This window comes from Bacillus cereus group sp. MYBK216-1 (assembly GCF_051916495.1).
In the GTDB taxonomy this organism is placed as follows: domain Bacteria; phylum Bacillota; class Bacilli; order Bacillales; family Bacillaceae_G; genus Bacillus_A; species Bacillus_A thuringiensis_K.
The window spans coordinates 279,169-295,857 of record NZ_JBQAGT010000003.1; the positions used below are offsets into that span (position 1 = coordinate 279,169).

A 16,689-nucleotide genomic window follows, 5' to 3' on the forward strand; every position below is an offset into this window, starting at 1 on the left:
TTCTTAGAAGGGGATGGTGTACAGATGTTTAAAAGAATAACAATAGTCGGATTGTCAGTTTTTATGTTTTTACCTAGTATATATGAGGGGAGTAAAGCATATGCAGACACAGTTAACAATGGAACGTTAATGCAGTATTTTGAGTGGTATGCTCCGAATGATGGGAATCATTGGAATCGTTTGCGTACTGATGCTGAAAATTTAGCGGAAAAAGGAATTACATCTGTTTGGATACCACCTGCATATAAAGGAACTACGCAAAATGACGTAGGATATGGAGCATATGATTTATATGATCTGGGGGAATTCAATCAAAAGGGCACAGTGCGGACGAAATATGGGACGAAAGCACAATTGAAATCTGCAATTGACGCTTTACATAAGAAAAACATCGATGTATACGGTGATGTAGTTATGAATCATAAAGGTGGGGCTGATTATACAGAAACTGTCACAGCAGTTGAGGTAGACCCGAGCAATCGGAATATTGAAGTATCAGGTGATTATGAAATTAGTGCGTGGACGGGATTTAACTTTCCAGGGCGTGGAGATTCTTATTCTAATTTCAAATGGAAATGGTATCATTTTGACGGAACGGATTGGGATGAAGGAAGGAAATTAAGCCGAATTTATAAATTTAGGGGCATAGGTAAAGCATGGGACTGGGAAGTGTCTAGCGAGAATGGGAATTATGATTATTTGATGTATGCGGATCTTGATTTTGATCATCCAGATGTTGCGAATGAAATGAAAAAATGGGGAACGTGGTATGCGAATGAATTAAATTTAGATGGTTTTCGTTTAGATGCTGTTAAACATATTGATCATGAATATTTGCGCGATTGGGTAAATCACGTTAGACAGCAAACAGGGAAAGAAATGTTTACAGTAGCTGAATATTGGCAAAATGATATCCAGACTTTAAATAATTATTTAGCGAAGGTTAATTATAATCAATCTGTGTTCGATGCACCACTTCATTATAATTTTCATTATGCTTCAACAGGAAATGGAAATTATGATATGAGAAATATTTTAAAAGGAACAGTAGTTGCGAATCATCCTACACTTGCGGTTACTCTAGTTGAAAATCATGATTCACAGCCTGGTCAGTCATTGGAATCTGTAGTGAGCCCTTGGTTCAAGCCGCTGGCATATGCATTTATTTTAACGCGTGCAGAGGGGTATCCTTCTGTTTTCTATGGTGATTACTATGGTACAAAAGGAAATAGTAACTATGAAATTCCAGCGTTAAAGGACAAAATTGATCCGATTTTGACGGCACGAAAAAACTTTGCATATGGTACGCAGCGTGATTATTTTGACCATCCAGATGTGATTGGCTGGACAAGAGAAGGTGATAGTGTACATGCTAATTCTGGTTTAGCAACATTAATCTCTGATGGACCAGGAGGGGCAAAGTGGATGGATGTTGGAAAGAATAACGCAGGGGAAGTATGGTACGATATTACGGGTAATCAAACAAATACTGTAACAATTAATAAGGATGGGTGGGGGCAGTTCCAAGTAAGTGGAGGATCAGTTTCCATATATGTTCAACAGTAATTTTGTGATGAAAAAGAAGAGGTAGACTGAAATATAAGTTTTCCTCTTCTTTTTATATTGTTATCATTCTTAAATTTTTATTTTCATAAACGAATTAGTCGACTTTTAAAACAACGAGAGATGCGTTGGAATAAATAATATCACCTGTGGCTTCTCTTATTCGTACTCGAAGAACATCCCCTTGATTTAAAGATAGTAAATCAGTTCTGGCAGATGTTGATCTTACCCCAGAACCACCACTAACTCGCGTTTCAATTGCGAATTGGATGGAATCGTTTATTGTAAGATTTAATATACTAGACGATATAGCTTGTATTACAAATACAATTGAAAAGGAAACAGAGTACACGCCAGTGGTATCAATTGTAATAGAATTATTTAATGGATTTAGAGTAGTTCCATTAGCAGGTCCTGGGATTGTAAAATTAACATTTGTATTAACTACTGCTGAAAAACCGATTCCTACTTCAGAAGTTATTGTTCCAAATACGGGAAGAATCCCTAAACCAGTAACTCCAGTGGGACCAGTTATTCCAATTCCGGTAGGGCCAGTAACCCCAATGGGACCAGTTATTCCAATTCCGGTAGGGCCAGTAACCCCAGTGGGGCCAGTTATTCCAATTCCGGTAGGACCAGTAACCCCGGTGGGACCAGTTATTCCGATTCCGGTAGGACCAGTAACCCCAGTGGGACCAGTTATTCCAATTCCGGTAAAACCTGTCGCACCGGTAGGGCCTGTGATTCCAGTAGGTCCAGTAGGGAAAGTAAATGGTGGAATTGATGGTAGTGTGGGACCGATTAAATTTGGTTCCAGAGCAGGTCCATGTAAAATATTATATTCTTCATTCATATAGTAACCTCCTATCATTGCTTGTCATAATTATTAAATGTATTAGGGGAAGGAAATGACATTCGCAATAGCGGAGGCGCTTCTTATAATTTCTCCTCAGCGAATATAGGTCTATTTTAAGAAATATTGAAGTGTAGAGTTGCGTACTACTGAAGTATGGCACCTTTACTTCTCACGTAACATATAGTATGATGATTTCAATAAATTAGATTTCAATGACTATAATATAACTTAATGAGAGGTGCTTTTTGTGAGTGCGGTAGGTATTAAATAGGAAAAATTTAATGAAATAAATCGGATAAGACCAGGGGATTTTTATGTACATCATACCCCTAATTTTGTCATGCATTTATTTCAAAACCTATGAAGATACCTACAATACTTTATAAAGCGTGTAATAAGGGACTGCCATCTATTTTTTATGGCTTATTTCCTCATATGTTATTACACATGCCTTGTAAATGTAAAAGCTGCGGTATCCCCGCAGCTTTTTTGTATATGTTTTTATTGTATAATTATGGAATTTTATATATGGCTCATTGGAATCTAATGAGTAGGTATCTTCATTTATGATAAAAATCAATCATAGTGAGGAGAAACAAAATGAATACGATGACTTTTGAAAAGTTACAATATAACGAATTAAAGGATATAGTGAAATCTTATTGTGTAAGTGGATTAGGTAAGGAATTATTAAACAAATTAGAGCCTAGTACGAGTATAAAAGTAGTGAGAAATCGCTTGAATGAAACGACAGAAGCACGAGCTATATTAGATGCAGAAGGGCATGTTCCTTTCTTCGGCATTTCTAATATTGCTAGTACAATTCAAAAATTAGAAAAAGGGATGATTTTAGATCCAGAAGAATTAGTCAGTGTTTCAGACTTTTTACGCGGATGTAGAAAGATTAAAAAGTTTATGTTAGATAAAGAATTTTTTGCGCCAGTATTAGCTTCTTATGCAAATTCGATGACTGAATTTAAAAGTATTGAAGAGGAAATTAATTTTTCAATAAAAGGAAATAGCATTGATTCTGCTGCTAGTAAAGAGTTAAAACGAATTCGAAATAACATCGATTCGGTAGACGGGAAAATAAAAGAACGTTTAACGAAGTTTTTAAATAGTAGTGCAAATAAGAAGTATATTCAAGAATTCTTTATTAGTAAGAAGGATGATAAGTATACGATTCCAATTAAATCTTCTTATAAAAATCAAGTTGCGGGAAGTATAGTTGAAGCGTCTGCTAAAGGTTCTACTGTATTTATAGAACCACACACGGTTACAAAGTTAAATGTGGAACTCGCAAGTTTGAAAGCAGAAGAAGCGATGGAAGAGTATCAAATTTTAGCGACTTTATCAGGCATGGTAGTAGAAAATATTTATCATATAAAAATTAACATGGAATTGATTAGCCAATATGATATGGTATTTGCGAAAGCGAAGTTTAGTAAATCAATCGATGGAATAGAGCCGAAATTAAATGATCATGGCTACATGCATTTAGTAAATTGTAAGCATCCGCTTTTAAGTGGAAAAGTAGTACCGTTAAACTTTGAAATCGGTCAAAATTACCGTAGTTTAATTATTACAGGACCAAATGCAGGCGGGAAAACAATCGTGTTAAAAACAATTGGATTGTTAACATTAGCGACAATGTCAGGCTTGCACATTGCCGGAGATAAAGAAACAGAAATTGCTATTTTCGAAAATGTATTTGTAGATATTGGTGATAATCAAAGTATCGAAAACGCACTAAGTACATTTTCATCTCATATGAAAAATCTTTCTGAGATTATGAGCATGTCAAATAATAATACGTTACTTTTATTTGATGAAATAGGAAGCGGTACAGAACCGAATGAAGGTGCAGCACTTGCAATATCAATTTTAGAAGAGTTTTACCTTACGGGATGTATTACCGTTGCGAGTACGCATTACGGAGAAATTAAACGATTCTCAGAAATGCACGATGACTTTATGAATGCAGCGATGCAGTTTAATAGTGAAACGTTAGAGCCCCTTTATAAATTAGTTATCGGAAAATCAGGTGAAAGTAATGCACTTTGGATTGCGAATAAAATGAACGTAAGAGAGCGTGTACTGCAAAGAGCGAGAGCGTATATGGAAAATAAAGAGTACGCTCTAGAAAAAGTGAATGAAAGTAAAATTAGAAAACCGAAGTTCATGCAAGAAAAAAGAGAAAACCATTACGAGTACAAAATCGGTGATCGTGTAAATATATTAGATTATGATGATTTTGGTATTATCTATAAGGAAATAGATAATTTCTATAACGTCGTTGTATATTGTAACGGTGAATTTGTTGAAGTGAATGTAAAACGTATTACGTTAGAGGTAGCAGCAAAGGAATTATACCCAGAGGGATATGATTTAAATACACTATTTGTCGATTATAAAGAAAGAAAAATGCAACATGATATAGAGCGCGGATCGAAAAAAGCGCTTCGTAAAATCCAAAAAGAAATAAGAAAGAATAGAGGATAAGTTAAATTGGTAACGATTAGACAAGAACAATAAAATGATTATGAAAAAACAGAAGAAGTGGTACAACAAGCATTTTTACATGAAGAATTTAGTGATAAAACAGAACATGCACTTGTAAAACGTATTAGAGAATGTGACGCGTTTATTCCTGAATTATCAATCGTTGCAGTAGATGAGGAAATCGTTGGTCACATTATGTTATCCAAAATTACGATTGAACAGGATGGAACTTCTGTAGAATCTTTAGCACTTGCACCGGTTTCAGTTGATAGGGGCCATCAGAAAAAAGGAATTGGTGGGAAGCTTATTGTAGCTGCTTTAGAAAAAGCGAAAGAACTTGGATACGGATCAGTTGTAGTGTTAGGACATCCAGGGTACTATCCGAAATTTGGCTTTAAGAAAGCAAGTGAGTGGAATATAAAAGCACCATTTGAAGTGCCAGATGAAGTGTTTATGGTGATTGAGCTAAGCGAGAACGCTCTGCAAGGTGTAGAAGGAGTTGTGCAATATTCGAGTGCTTTTGCTGAGTAAGAGTATCGGTTGAAAATATAATCATAAAAGATGCTATCTTTTTGTAGGGATATACAGAAAGATAGCTTTTTTTATTAAGTAAATCTACTTACGTATATTTTGCTCAATGAATAATTAAGGTGGTAAAATTGATATAGAAATGTAAAGGGAGAGAATTGAATGAAGAATCGAGAAACAGATAGCAATGAGAATGTAGTTACGTTATATGTTACAAGGCACGGTAAAACAATATTAAATACGAACCATCGCGCGCAAGGTTGGGCAGACTCTCCGTTAGTAGAAAAAGGTGTGGAAGTTGCCTCTAATTTAGGAACGGGATTAAAAGATGTTCATTTTGCGAATGCATATAGTAGTGATAGCGGCCGAGCGATTGAAACTGCTAATTTAGTATTAAAATATAGTGAGCAAACAAAGTTAAAACTTAAGAAAAGAAAAAATTTACGAGAATTAAATTTTGGTATTTTTGAAGGTGAAAAACTTGAAAATATGTGGGATGTGGTTGGAAAAGCTGCGGGCGTTGCATCACCAGAAGAACTTATGAAGTTTTCTATTCAAGAAGTGATTAATCTTATTAGAGCAGCGGACCCTACAAAACAGGCGGAAGATTGGGAATTATTTTCTACTCGTATAAAAGCAGAGATTGATAAAATTAGTGAAGAATCTGCTGCAAATGGTGGCGGTAACGTTTTAGTTGTCGTTCATGGGCTTTTGATTACTACCTTAATAGAAATGTTAGACAGTAGCAAAACAAAACTTGGAGTAGAAAATGCTAGTGTGACGAAGATTGTATATAAAGACGGAACATACACTGTCGAGTCGGTTGGAGATATGAGCTATGTTGCAAAAGGGAAAGAAAGTGTGGAAATATAAAAATAAGGAAAGGAAGGTAGAGAAATCTAGCTTCCTTTCCTTATTTTTTAATATATCATTTATTAATTCAAATCGGAATATTCCGTTAGAAATGAACTATGAAAATTATTGTAATGGTATAATTAGAGAGTAGGAACAACAAATTAGTTTGCAGTGTATTGGAGGGACATTAGCCTTACATTTCATCTCGGAATCTAAAGTAAGTATACGAGAAATAAAACAAAGTAAGGAATGTGTGAAGATGGATGGTACACGGTATGTGATTTATGTTCAATTCTAAGAAGAAAAGAATATTAACAATTATATGGAGAAGTGATTATGTTGATTAAATTCGTTCATTTGTTATTTGGAAAACCGTGTGAAAAAGGTGATTCGTTCCAAACTAAGTTTCCACGTTTTATTTATTGGAGTGCAATTGTATTTTATTTTTTTGGAATGCTATTATTTGGAATTCTTTCTTTTATTGATACTGTATTTATTGGATCGTTGATATCAGGAGGTTTGTTCTTTCCTTTAATATTTAGATTCGTTTATTATATAAACTTAAAAATGAGGGGCCTAGAAAGAGAAGCGTAGAGAAAAAATATAAATAACAGGGTTATTGAAAAGAAGCGAGATTGAACATAAATAACGTTAAAAAAGGAAGCAAAGAAATACATTCTAGCTTCCTTTTTTTATTGGAATAATTATGGGATTAATAAAATCTTCCCTGTGCTTTTTCTGTTCTCTAATAATTCATGAGCACGGGCACCATCTTGTAAAGAGAAGGTAGTAGGACTTGCGATCTTTAATTTTTCGGTCGTAATCCATTCGAATAATTGAGAGGAGCGTTCTTTTCTCTCTTCATAAGATGTAAGCACGTTCCAAAGGTCTCCGCCAGTTAATGTTTTTGAAGTATCCATAAGCATACGTGGATCAACGGGCGCAGGATTACCACCGGCCATTCCGTAAAATACGACAGTGCCACCAGTTTTAGTAGCGTTAAAACTTTCCTCTAGCGTAGAACCTACTGATTCATATACAACATTTACTCCATCACCGTTTGTTATTTCAAGTACTTTCACAGGCCATGCTACCTTATATAAAAATACGTGATCAGCACCAGCTAATGTAGCTATTTGTGCTTTTTCTTTTGATGACGTGAGGCCGATTACTTTTCCGCCTAGTAGTTTAATTATTTGGATAAGAAGTTGCCCAACACCTCCAGCAGCAGCGTGTACTAAAGCTATATCACCTTGTTTTATTTGATAGCTATCTTTCGTTAAATAATGTGCTGTTAATCCTTGTAATAAGACAGAAGCGGCTGTTTTAAAAGAGATAGAATCTGGAAGCTTAATTGCTTTCTTCGATGGAACGGCAACTAGTTCTGCATTTGCAAATGGAACGTCAGCAAATGCAATACGATCTCCAGGATTAATATTCGTAACGTCAGCTCCTACTTTTTCAACAATGCCAGCCCCTTCATAACCTAATATAAAAGGCGGGGTACCAGCGAGATGATAATCGCCGCGGCGTCTATAAATATCAGCAAAGTTTAATCCAATTGCTTTCGTACGGATAAGAATTTCATTTGGGTTTATAATTGGGTCATGTATTTCTTTATATTGTAGTACATCTGGATTTCCAAACTGTTCGAAACAAAGTGCTTTCATATGGAATACCTCCATTTATATTGTTTGTCGATGCTCTTTATCATACAATACAAATATCGATAGGCAAAGAGGGTTATTTCGATGAAATCAATCGGAAATTACGATTGAAAAGAGGGATGATAAATGGAGATAAAACAATTAATTACATTTAAAATAGCCGCGGACACTTTGAACTTTACACAAACTGCGAAGAAATTAAACTTTGCTCAATCGAGCGTAACAGCGCAAATTAAAACGTTAGAAGCTGAGCTAGGTACGCCGTTATTTGAAAGATTAGGAAAACGCCTTTTCTTAACTGAAGCAGGTAGGAAGTTTCAACTATATGCCGACAAGATGATTGCACTCAGTAACGAAGCGAAAATGGCTGTGAAAGATGATGAGGAAATAGCAGGGACGTTAATAATCGGTGCGCAAGAGAGTCAATGTACATATAGACTTCCTTCTATATTAAAGAGGTTTAAAGCACAATTTCCTCAAATCAAGCTTATATTTAAACCAGCGCATTCCAATAAAGATGCGAAGGAACAATTGATGGAGGGAAAAGTCGATCTTGTATTTATTTTGGACGAATGTAAAACAGAAGATACTTTACATGTGGAGCCGCTTATGAAAGAAGAATTAAAAATAGTAGCTGCTTCAGGGCATCATTTACTCGAGAAAGCTTCCATTTCTACAAAAAATTTAGAAAGTGAGACGTTGTTGCTAACAGAGCTAGGATGCTCGTACCGGACTTTATTTGAAGAGCTATTTCGTACAGAAGGTGTGTATCCAGCAAATAAAATTGAGTTCGTTAGTGTCGAAGCAATTAAACAATGTGTTATTGCAGATTTAGGAATAGCTGTGTTACCAGCAATAGTAGTAGAAAAAGATATACGAGAGGGGACGATAAAAGAGTTACATTTAGAAAATGAAATCTCACCGATTTATACACAAATTGCTTGGCATAAAGATAAATGGATGACAGCGCCACTGCAGCAATTTATTGATGTGACTAGGGAGTTTTTTACAACAGATTAAGTGGAGAAATATTTATTTTATATAAAAGAAAAAATGGCAATTTTGTATAAAGAACCGATGCTTGCATGTAACAAGTATCGGTTCTTTTATGTTTTAAATAAAGAATGCTAAAACATGTGTATTTCTCAACTTTTTTTCTTAGACGGATACGTAAATTTCTTCGTATATTCCAATAATCATAAGGAAATTTACAACGTTTAGTCGTTTCTGTAAGATGCCTCTAGGAAGCATGAAAGGAGGGGCGTACATAGGGGATAGATTGTCTTTATTATACGTACTTATTTTGAGGGAGGAAATTGAAAATGTTTAAAAAGTTAATGAAAGTATGTGTATTAAGTGTAGCGAGTGTAGGGCTATTATTTAGTTTCCAAGGAAGTACATTTGCTGCTACTGATTTAAGTAGTTACTATGACGGGAAAAATCCAGCAACAACGAAAGTATACGGAGGTAGTACAACGTGTGATGCAGATGGATTTAATGCAAAGTCTACAGCTGTGTACGAAGGGAGTAAAAAAGTAGGGACAGTGTATTTACGTTACAGCAATAAATGTCATGCAGCTTGGGCTAAGTTTGTTTTAGATCAACCAGCACCAGCTGTTGCGGGAGGAGTGTATGCGTACGCTGTTGTGAATAAATACAAAAATGGTGTATTCCAAAAATCAGTCACTTCCAATCAGGGGAACGGGACAATAAAAACAGGTCAAACGAGCACGTATACAGGAATGGTATTTGATTTAACTGCTGATTTCGGATACACAGCAGATGCTGAAGCGGTTACTTTTAATAACGGTTATGGAAAAACTGGACGCTATTAAGAAGGAGTGGAATGCTTTGAAACTTTTAAAAAAGCTAAGTGCATGTTTTTGTCTGTCCTTGCTCGTTTTAACTAGTATGTTTAGTACGACTGGTAATGATAAAGCGTATGCAGAAGACCATTCATATGATGGGAAAAGTCCTTATTATAATAGCTGTGATCAATCCGCAGTAACGAAAGAAAAGAAGTGGATTGATTCAAATTCTTATGTAGAATTAAAATTTAGCACAACGTGTAAGACAGCATGGGCAAAAGTTACTGTAACTCGTGCAGCAGTATATAATAACGAAGCTGATGCAAGGATTGTTAGAAAAACAGATGGAAAGGCATACACTTGCGGGAGTGCTGGAGGAAATGGTGTTGTGAATAAAGGGCAAACATCATGCTATACGCCAATGGTATATGATTTAGATCCAAGAAAGGCACAAGCGCAGGGGAAACATGCCATTCCGAATAGTGATGCATATAATTATGCTGAGACTATTTGGTATTGATGGGGATATGGAGATTGTAAGATAGAATATTTTAAGAGCATGTTTTGATTGGATTTCAAAACATGCTCGTTTTTGTTTGAATGCGAATGATCCAAGCCAGTATCGATAGCAATCGGCTACATGAATATGAGTCTTTATAATGCTACCGCTTCCGAAATTAGGAACTGTGCTATGTAATTTTTCTACTGGGATTTCTTCCAAAAATGAAAATAGAGTTTCTCTTGTAGAGCTAATAAGATTATATTGCTGTTTTAAAATATGTAACATGCAAGTACACTCCTCTTTTATTTACATAGTAAGTAATTCTATATTTACGAGGAGTGAACCTTTTTATTATTTTTAATAAGCATATTAGATGTATTTCTTATTTGTTTCTGATAGATTAAACAAGGTGAAACTTTAATAAATTGAACATTCTTAGTTCATAATAAATGGTACATGAAGAAGGAGAACGATCAAATGAATAGACTAGTTGGCTTAAAACAATTTGAAATAACGCGTGGAGAATTGCTTAAATTTATGGAGACGTTAGACGATAAAACTGTAGATACACAGCCAGAGGGTTTTAACAATACAATTCGCTGGCATATCGGTCATGTATTAACGGCAGCAGAAGTTTTCATGTTTGGAAAAGAATTTAAACAATTACCAACTGAATATCCAGGTATGTTTGGGTATGGATCAAGACCGTCTAAATGGAAAACAGAAGGACCATCATTAGACGTGTTAATGGCTCAATTAAAAGAACAAGCAAAACGTATTAACGAAATTCCAGCAGAAGCATTTGAAAATAAACTGCCAGAGCCGTTCTTAGGACTAGAAACAGTTGGTGAGCTTTACGGTATGATGCTTTATCATGAAGCTGATCATATTGGGCAAATGAAGGCGATGGAACGTATTATTAAAGTTCTTTAGTTCTTAATTGCATATAACAAGCAATACAGGGGTAATGTTAAATAATATATACAAAAAAGGTAGATAAATTATTATCTACCTTTTTTGTATAACTTCTTGAAGGATTAGAGAATTTTATAATTTTTTATGTTGTGATTATTAATTATAGTATTCCTAAATATGGAATATACGTATAATAATAGAGAAGAACTAGAAATAGGGGTGAATACTATGATTACATTAGAACAAAAGTTGGAGCAATATAAACATACATATGTACAGTTAAAGGGAGAACTAAAATGGAAAACGAGTGATTCTCGAACAGGAATGATGATTGCTGCTATGTATGCAGGTAGTGATAAATTGTTTGATCTCGGACGTTTTTTAGAAATTAGTAGTTATATTAAGAATGAGGTAGGGATGTTTTCATACTTAAAGTCTTATCATCGTTTTGTAGTGGCCGCAACATTAGATATTCACTTTACAGATTACAAGGAAGCTTTTCGCACGTTTTTAGATTTATATGAACAATTGGTCACTAGTGGCTTTAGCCGGAGTATATTTACTTATCTCGCAGCAGCTGTGCTTTTAACAGAAGAAAATGAACAGCATGGCGCGCACATTCAGCGTTCGATGCAAGTATATAAACGCATGAAAAAGGATCACCTCTTTCTTACAAGTACAAATGATTATCCGCTCGCGGTTTTATTAGCAGGACAATCAGAGAATGTAGAAACACTTATGGACCGAGTGGAACGTCTTTATCAGAAACTAGCGACAGCTGGTTTACGTAAAGGGAATGATCTTCAATTTTTGAGTCATATTCTTTCATTAAAGAAGGATGTCAGGGAAGAACTATTAGTTGCAAAATGCACAAATATATGGAATTTGTTAAAGCAAGAAAAGGTAAAAGTAAAACAGATGCATTACCCAGCTATCGGGCTACTAGCGTTACTCGAGGACGGAGAAAAAGAGATTCATTCTATTCGAGCATTTATTGAAAAATTGCAGGGGGATAAATTGTTCCGTTGGCATACAGATACAAATATTCTTATTGCTATTCAACTGTTCGTAAGTCAGAAAGGTGAGGAAAGTAAAGCTACTAACACAGGTTTACAAACAATGATAGAAGTCCTCATACAAGCACAACAGGCAGCCATGATGGCAACGATTGCCGCTTCATCTGTAGCAACATCTTCTGCTAGTAGCAGTTCATAATGTGTAATTGCTTATACTCTTGTAAATTATAACTCCCTTGATAAGGACGGTTTAAAAAATATTACTAAAAACAATTAGCTCATCACTCTCTAATGAGTGATGGGAACTGTTTTTACATAATCAGCATTATCTTTTTGATTCCTTCAAATGTTTGAGCTGCGTGACAATCATAATGCTAATAACAACGAGTAAAAACCATGAACTAATTTTGCTTAAGTGAACGAGACTCCATGCTTCCCGTTGATTTGGATATTGCCATGCTCCGAAAAATGTTGCGATGTTCTCTGCAATCCAAATGAAAAATCCGATAAGGAAAAAGGAGAGAACGAGTGGCATTTTATATGTAACGCCTTGTAATGAAAATTGTACAAATGTGCGAGAGAAAACAAGTAGCAAAGTAAAAAAATAGTTTGCTATTTAAAAAAGGTGGGGATATAATATCTAGATGAAAATGATAATTATTATCAATAATAATTACAAATAAAAAATAATTATAAAAAACAACTGAATATAAAGGATGAAATGAAACATGTTACATAAGTCTACTGTACATGCTGGTAATAACCGCTGGATACATATTAAGTTCATATGTTTCATGAGCTTAATAATTTTATGTTTAATTGGATCTATATTTTTAGCCATTTCATTTGGTGCAAAGGATATTCATTTACAAACGGTGTGGACTGCGGTTTTGGATTACAATCCGAAATTAACGCAGCACCAAATTATTTATGAATTAAGGCTCCCGAGAGTAATTGGAGCAGCAGTTGTAGGGGCAGCTTTTGCGGTCGCTGGAGCGGTTATGCAAGGAGTAACACGAAATCCTTTAGCTGATGCAGGTGTACTTGGCATAAATGCAGGAGCGATGTTTGTAGTAGCACTTAGTTTTGCTTTTTTTCCGCATATGCCGTATTCCTATTTAATGATTGTTTCCTTTATTGGAGCAGTCTTAAGTACAGTACTTATTTTTGTTATTGGATCAGCAACATCAGGTGGGTTAACACCAATGAGGTTAACGATTGCTGGAGCTGTTATGGCAGCGCTTTTACATTCATTAAGTTCAGGTGTTGCGATTTATTATGATTTAAGCCAAGATTTAGCGTTTTGGTATGCTGGTGGTGTTGCAGGGGTTAAGTGGGAACACTTGAAATTTTTAGTCCCTATTATTCTTATAACGATTATTTTTGCAATAGTGTTAGGGAGATCTATTTCACTCATATCAATGGGGGATGATGTTGCTACAAATTTAGGAGTGAAAACGAACCGAACGAGAATACTAGGGATGATTATAGTAGTTATTCTAGCAGGTGTTTCTGTTTCAGCTGTTGGTTCTATTGGATTTGTAGGACTAGTTATCCCCCACATTGCTAGAAAATTAGTTGGTGTGAATTATAGACTCATTATTCCTATGTCAGCGTTATTAGGAGCTATGTTATTAGTTTTAGCTGATTTAGGGGCAAGAACAGTAAACCCTCCTAAAGAACTTGCGATAGGAATTATGGTAGCTCTTGTTGGAGTTCCGTTCTTCCTCTATATAGCACGTAAAGTTGGGAGGGAGCTATAAGTGAAGGGTCTTATTAACACAGATAAAAAAAGAGCCATTACTGTAACTACAATTTTTGGTTGTATTAGTATCGCTGTCATTTTACTTAGCTTAAATACAGGGACACTTAGCATTGCACCGCTCAAAGTAATTCAAACGCTTTTCGGTTATGGTGATTTTGAAAGTGCAACCGTGCTATACGATTATCGTATGCCAAGAATTATAATCACAATGTTAGCCGGTATTGGCCTTGGGATTTCCGGTGCGATTTTGCAAGGATTATCCCGTAATGCACTTGCAGACCCTGGTATTCTTGGACTGCATTCAGGTGCATCTTTCGGGCTAATTATATTCGTTACATTCTTTCATTCTATTAATGAAAGTGCATCTATTTTAATACCGTTATTTACATTTGGCGGAGGAGTATTAGCTGCATTTCTTATTATTTTACTTGCGAGTGATCGGTCAAATGGTTTACTTCCCATTAGACTTATTCTCGTTGGTATTGCAGTTTCAGCTGGTTTTAGTGCAATTTCGTTATTTTTCTCTCTCAAGTTAAATGATGAGACGTATACATTCGCTTCTAGATGGCTAGTTGGTAACGTGTGGGGAAGGGATTGGATTCATGTCCTTGCATTATTACCTTGGATTTTCATACTAACCCCTTATGCGTGGCTAAAATCTAAAACGTTAAATGCATTGTCACTAGGTGATAGTGTAGCGGCGGGACTTGGTGTTTCTGTTCAAAAAGAACGGTTATTACTTTTAGCTACAGCGGTTGGATTATCTTGCGCAAGTGTATCGATGGCAGGAGGGATTGGTTTTATCGGTTTAGTTGCTCCGCATATCGCAAGGAAGTTAGTAGGTACTACATATCAACACTTTCTTCCTTTAGCTAGCATTATCGGAATGATTATTTTAGTGCTAGCAGATACGATAGGTCGTTCTATATTTGAGCCAAACTCTATTCCAGCTGGTGTAGTAGTGGCGGCATTAGGAGCACCGTATTTTCTTTATTTACTTACAAAAACAAAATAAATACTTCAAAGAGGAGAACATATGAAAAAGAAACTTACTATTTTATTTAGCATGATGTGTATTTTAGTATTATCAGCATGTGGTCAAACTAAAGCTAATGAAGAGGCAACGAAAAAAACGGAAAAAAGTAATGATCCAAAAATCGCCTCTATGTCCATTCATTTAACAAATAATTTACTTGCATTAGGAATTACACCAGTAGGTTCTGTTATTGGCGGAGATTTAAAAGATTTCTTACCACACGCAAAAGAGCAGTTGAAAGATACGAAGAAACTTGGTGTTGTAACAGATCCGAATATGGAAGCGTTACTTCAATTGAAGCCAACTGACATTTATGTGGATGAAAAATACGCGGGCAAAGATTTAGCGAAATACGAAAAAATTGCAAAAACACATTCTTTCAACTTAGATGAAGGCACGTGGAGAGATCAGTTAAAACAAGTTGGTAAACTTGTAAACCGTGAGAAAGAAGCGGATAAATATATTCAAGATTACGAAGAGCAATCAAAACGAGTAAAAAGTTTAATAGATAAAGAATTAGGTAATAACGAAAAAGTAATGGCAATTCGCGTTACTGCAAAAGAATTACGAGTATTTAGTACGAAAAGACCGATGGGACCAATTTTATTCCAAGACTTAGGATTACAACCTGCAAATGGTGTAGAGAAAATTGATGGAAACCGTCCTTTCGAAGTCATTTCACAAGAAGTATTACCTGACTTTGATGCAGATGCTATTTTCGTTGTCGTTAACAGAGATGATAAAGCGAAAGCTGCATTTAAACAACTTCAAGAAACACCAATTTGGAAAGACTTAAAAGCTGTTAAAGGTAAGCACGTATACATTATTAATGACCAACCATGGCTTGACTATTCTGCTTTAGGTAACAAAATGGCAATGGATGAAGCGGAGAAAATGTTTACGAAATAATATAGATTCGATGTTAGGAAGATCCTCTGAATTTTGAGGGTCTTTTTTATTGTTAGAATAAATAAAAAATTATACAATAAATTTAATTTAATGCAGAGGAGATGTGCCGATGTCAGCACTTATTGTAAGTATCCCGTTTATAAAGCAGTTTATGGAAATAGGGGATAAATAGGCTAGAATAATTATCCCCATTATTTAATAAAGGGGAGTTTGAAATGACAATGAATCTTTTTCAAAATAAAACGGTTAAATTATCAGTTATGAGAGAAGCAGATGCTGAAGTAATGGCTATGTGGCAAGAAGATAGTGAGTATTTAAGGAATGTAGATACAGATGTAGCATTCCCGCAATCGATACAAGAAATAGCAAGTGATGGGCTATTAAAGGGACGGAGATCGAATAGTGTTTCTTTTATGTTAAGGACAGTTCAAGATGATTGCTTAATTGGTTTTGTTGCAATTCATGGCATAGAGTGGAATAACAGAACGGGTTTATTAGCCATTGGTATAGGAGATGCAAATGATAGAGGAAAGGGATATGGAAGAGAAGCAATCCATCTTATCTTAAAATATGCTTTCTATGAATTGAATTTACACCGCGTCGGTCTGGATGTGATTTCTTATAATAAAGCAGCCATTGCGTTGTATAAAAAGATAGGTTTTCAGATGGAAGGGTGTATGAGAGAAGCGGTTCAAAGAGATGGGAAGTGTTTTGATCGTATCATTATGGGGATATTGCGGGATGAATGGATAGGGTTGCAAGATTAG

General features: G+C 35.3%; 15 protein-coding genes and 3 pseudogenes. 14 read left to right on the top strand and 4 right to left on the bottom strand.

Going from position 1 to position 16,689, the window contains the following annotated elements; all coding sequences use genetic code 11:
- The first annotated feature begins 24 nt into the window (after window positions 1-24).
- Entirely contained in the window at window positions 25-1,566 is a 1,542-nt protein-coding gene (amyS, locus tag ACTFRH_RS11635; protein ID WP_000476396.1) for an alpha-amylase, read from the top strand.
- Between the two features lie 94 nt (window positions 1,567-1,660).
- Here the strand turns inward: amyS and ACTFRH_RS11640 are convergent, their stop codons facing one another.
- Window positions 1,661-2,416, bottom strand: coding sequence for an exosporium leader peptide-containing protein (locus ACTFRH_RS11640; protein ID WP_001001584.1), 756 nt, complete (start codon window positions 2,414-2,416; stop codon window positions 1,661-1,663).
- Window positions 2,417-3,019: 603 nt separating this feature from the next.
- Between ACTFRH_RS11640 and ACTFRH_RS11645 the strand changes: the two genes are divergently transcribed.
- From ACTFRH_RS11645 to ACTFRH_RS11660, 4 genes and pseudogenes are all read left to right on the top strand, one after another.
- Entirely contained in the window at window positions 3,020-4,921 is a 1,902-nt protein-coding gene (locus ACTFRH_RS11645) for an endonuclease MutS2 (protein WP_001095182.1), read from the top strand.
- Between the two features lie 6 nt (window positions 4,922-4,927).
- Window positions 4,928-5,452: pseudogene (locus ACTFRH_RS11650) on the top strand (GNAT family N-acetyltransferase).
- A 159-nt stretch (window positions 5,453-5,611) separates the two neighbouring features.
- Window positions 5,612-6,322 carry a histidine phosphatase family protein gene (locus ACTFRH_RS11655; protein ID WP_000797115.1) on the top strand — a complete coding sequence of 237 codons (711 nt, stop codon included), beginning with the start codon at window positions 5,612-5,614 and terminating at the stop codon, window positions 6,320-6,322.
- Between the two features lie 318 nt (window positions 6,323-6,640).
- Window positions 6,641-6,898 (top strand): hypothetical protein, encoded by a 258-nt coding sequence (locus ACTFRH_RS11660; RefSeq protein ID WP_000905654.1) that lies wholly within the window; start codon window positions 6,641-6,643, stop codon window positions 6,896-6,898.
- Between the two features lie 110 nt (window positions 6,899-7,008).
- Here ACTFRH_RS11660 and ACTFRH_RS11665 read toward each other — a convergent pair whose 3' ends face one another.
- Window positions 7,009-7,974, bottom strand: coding sequence for a quinone oxidoreductase family protein (locus ACTFRH_RS11665; protein ID WP_000645234.1), 966 nt, complete (start codon window positions 7,972-7,974; stop codon window positions 7,009-7,011).
- Window positions 7,975-8,097: 123 nt separating this feature from the next.
- Between ACTFRH_RS11665 and ACTFRH_RS11670 the strand changes: the two genes are divergently transcribed.
- The 3 genes from ACTFRH_RS11670 (at window position 8,098) to ACTFRH_RS11680 (ending at window position 10,299) form a co-directional block, all read left to right on the top strand.
- On the top strand, window positions 8,098-8,991 hold the full coding sequence (locus ACTFRH_RS11670; RefSeq protein ID WP_000403850.1) for a LysR family transcriptional regulator: 894 nt from the start codon (window positions 8,098-8,100) through the stop codon (window positions 8,989-8,991).
- Between the two features lie 302 nt (window positions 8,992-9,293).
- Window positions 9,294-9,806, top strand: a complete 513-nt coding sequence (locus tag ACTFRH_RS11675) for a YjfA family protein (RefSeq protein ID WP_000473745.1) — start codon at window positions 9,294-9,296, stop codon at window positions 9,804-9,806.
- A 16-nt stretch (window positions 9,807-9,822) separates the two neighbouring features.
- The gene (locus tag ACTFRH_RS11680) at window positions 9,823-10,299 is read left to right on the top strand and encodes a DUF2690 domain-containing protein (protein ID WP_000771041.1); all 477 of its coding nucleotides are present in this window, start codon (window positions 9,823-9,825) and stop codon (window positions 10,297-10,299) included.
- 45 nt (window positions 10,300-10,344) lie between these two features.
- On the opposite strand, the pseudogene ACTFRH_RS11685 reads toward ACTFRH_RS11680, so the two are convergent.
- Window positions 10,345-10,566 (bottom strand): annotated as a pseudogene (locus tag ACTFRH_RS11685) (DinB family protein); the annotation flags it as partial.
- A 171-nt stretch (window positions 10,567-10,737) separates the two neighbouring features.
- Between ACTFRH_RS11685 and ACTFRH_RS11690 the strand changes: the two are divergent.
- Entirely contained in the window at window positions 10,738-11,214 is a 477-nt protein-coding gene (locus tag ACTFRH_RS11690) for a DinB family protein (protein ID WP_003302183.1), read from the top strand.
- A gap of 159 nt (window positions 11,215-11,373) precedes the next feature.
- Complete coding sequence (locus ACTFRH_RS11695) at window positions 11,374-12,411, top strand: DUF4003 domain-containing protein (RefSeq protein ID WP_440048750.1); 1,038 nt, start codon at window positions 11,374-11,376, stop codon at window positions 12,409-12,411.
- Between the two features lie 126 nt (window positions 12,412-12,537).
- Here ACTFRH_RS11695 and ACTFRH_RS11700 read toward each other — a convergent pair.
- Window positions 12,538-12,807: pseudogene (locus ACTFRH_RS11700) on the bottom strand (DUF817 family protein); the annotation flags it as partial.
- Between the two features lie 133 nt (window positions 12,808-12,940).
- Here ACTFRH_RS11700 and ACTFRH_RS11705 point away from each other — a divergent pair.
- The 4 genes from ACTFRH_RS11705 to ACTFRH_RS11720 all read left to right on the top strand — a co-directional run bounded on the left by ACTFRH_RS11705 (window position 12,941) and on the right by ACTFRH_RS11720 (window position 16,689).
- Complete coding sequence (locus ACTFRH_RS11705; protein WP_000902715.1) at window positions 12,941-13,975, top strand: FecCD family ABC transporter permease; 1,035 nt, start codon at window positions 12,941-12,943, stop codon at window positions 13,973-13,975.
- On the top strand, window positions 13,976-14,992 hold the full coding sequence (locus ACTFRH_RS11710) for a FecCD family ABC transporter permease (RefSeq protein ID WP_000677271.1): 1,017 nt from the start codon (window positions 13,976-13,978) through the stop codon (window positions 14,990-14,992). It begins immediately after the preceding gene.
- Window positions 14,993-15,013: 21 nt separating this feature from the next.
- Window positions 15,014-15,922: an iron-hydroxamate ABC transporter substrate-binding protein gene (locus tag ACTFRH_RS11715; protein ID WP_000728233.1), complete on the top strand. Its 909-nt coding sequence runs from the start codon at window positions 15,014-15,016 to the stop codon at window positions 15,920-15,922.
- A 215-nt stretch (window positions 15,923-16,137) separates the two neighbouring features.
- A complete protein-coding gene (locus ACTFRH_RS11720) occupies window positions 16,138-16,689 on the top strand; it encodes a GNAT family N-acetyltransferase (RefSeq protein WP_000178499.1) in 552 nt (183 codons plus the stop codon).

What these genes read in the sequence shown, in the direction of transcription:
- amyS (WP_000476396.1), top strand. Translation starts at nt 25, where the DNA reads ATGTTTAAAAGAATAACAATAGTCGGATTGTCAGTTTTTATGTTTTTA.
- ACTFRH_RS11640 (WP_001001584.1), bottom strand. Translation starts at nt 2,416, where the DNA reads ATGAATGAAGAATATAATATTTTACATGGACCTGCTCTGGAACCAAAT.
- ACTFRH_RS11645 (WP_001095182.1), top strand. Translation starts at nt 3,020, where the DNA reads ATGAATACGATGACTTTTGAAAAGTTACAATATAACGAATTAAAGGAT.
- ACTFRH_RS11655 (WP_000797115.1), top strand. Translation starts at nt 5,612, where the DNA reads ATGAAGAATCGAGAAACAGATAGCAATGAGAATGTAGTTACGTTATAT.
- ACTFRH_RS11660 (WP_000905654.1), top strand. Translation starts at nt 6,641, where the DNA reads ATGTTGATTAAATTCGTTCATTTGTTATTTGGAAAACCGTGTGAAAAA.
- ACTFRH_RS11665 (WP_000645234.1), bottom strand. Translation starts at nt 7,974, where the DNA reads ATGAAAGCACTTTGTTTCGAACAGTTTGGAAATCCAGATGTACTACAA.
- ACTFRH_RS11670 (WP_000403850.1), top strand. Translation starts at nt 8,098, where the DNA reads ATGGAGATAAAACAATTAATTACATTTAAAATAGCCGCGGACACTTTG.
- ACTFRH_RS11675 (WP_000473745.1), top strand. Translation starts at nt 9,294, where the DNA reads ATGTTTAAAAAGTTAATGAAAGTATGTGTATTAAGTGTAGCGAGTGTA.
- ACTFRH_RS11690 (WP_003302183.1), top strand. Translation starts at nt 10,738, where the DNA reads ATGAAGAAGGAGAACGATCAAATGAATAGACTAGTTGGCTTAAAACAA.
- ACTFRH_RS11695 (WP_440048750.1), top strand. Translation starts at nt 11,374, where the DNA reads ATGGAATATACGTATAATAATAGAGAAGAACTAGAAATAGGGGTGAAT.
- ACTFRH_RS11705 (WP_000902715.1), top strand. Translation starts at nt 12,941, where the DNA reads ATGTTACATAAGTCTACTGTACATGCTGGTAATAACCGCTGGATACAT.
- ACTFRH_RS11715 (WP_000728233.1), top strand. Translation starts at nt 15,014, where the DNA reads ATGAAAAAGAAACTTACTATTTTATTTAGCATGATGTGTATTTTAGTA.
- ACTFRH_RS11720 (WP_000178499.1), top strand. Translation starts at nt 16,138, where the DNA reads ATGACAATGAATCTTTTTCAAAATAAAACGGTTAAATTATCAGTTATG.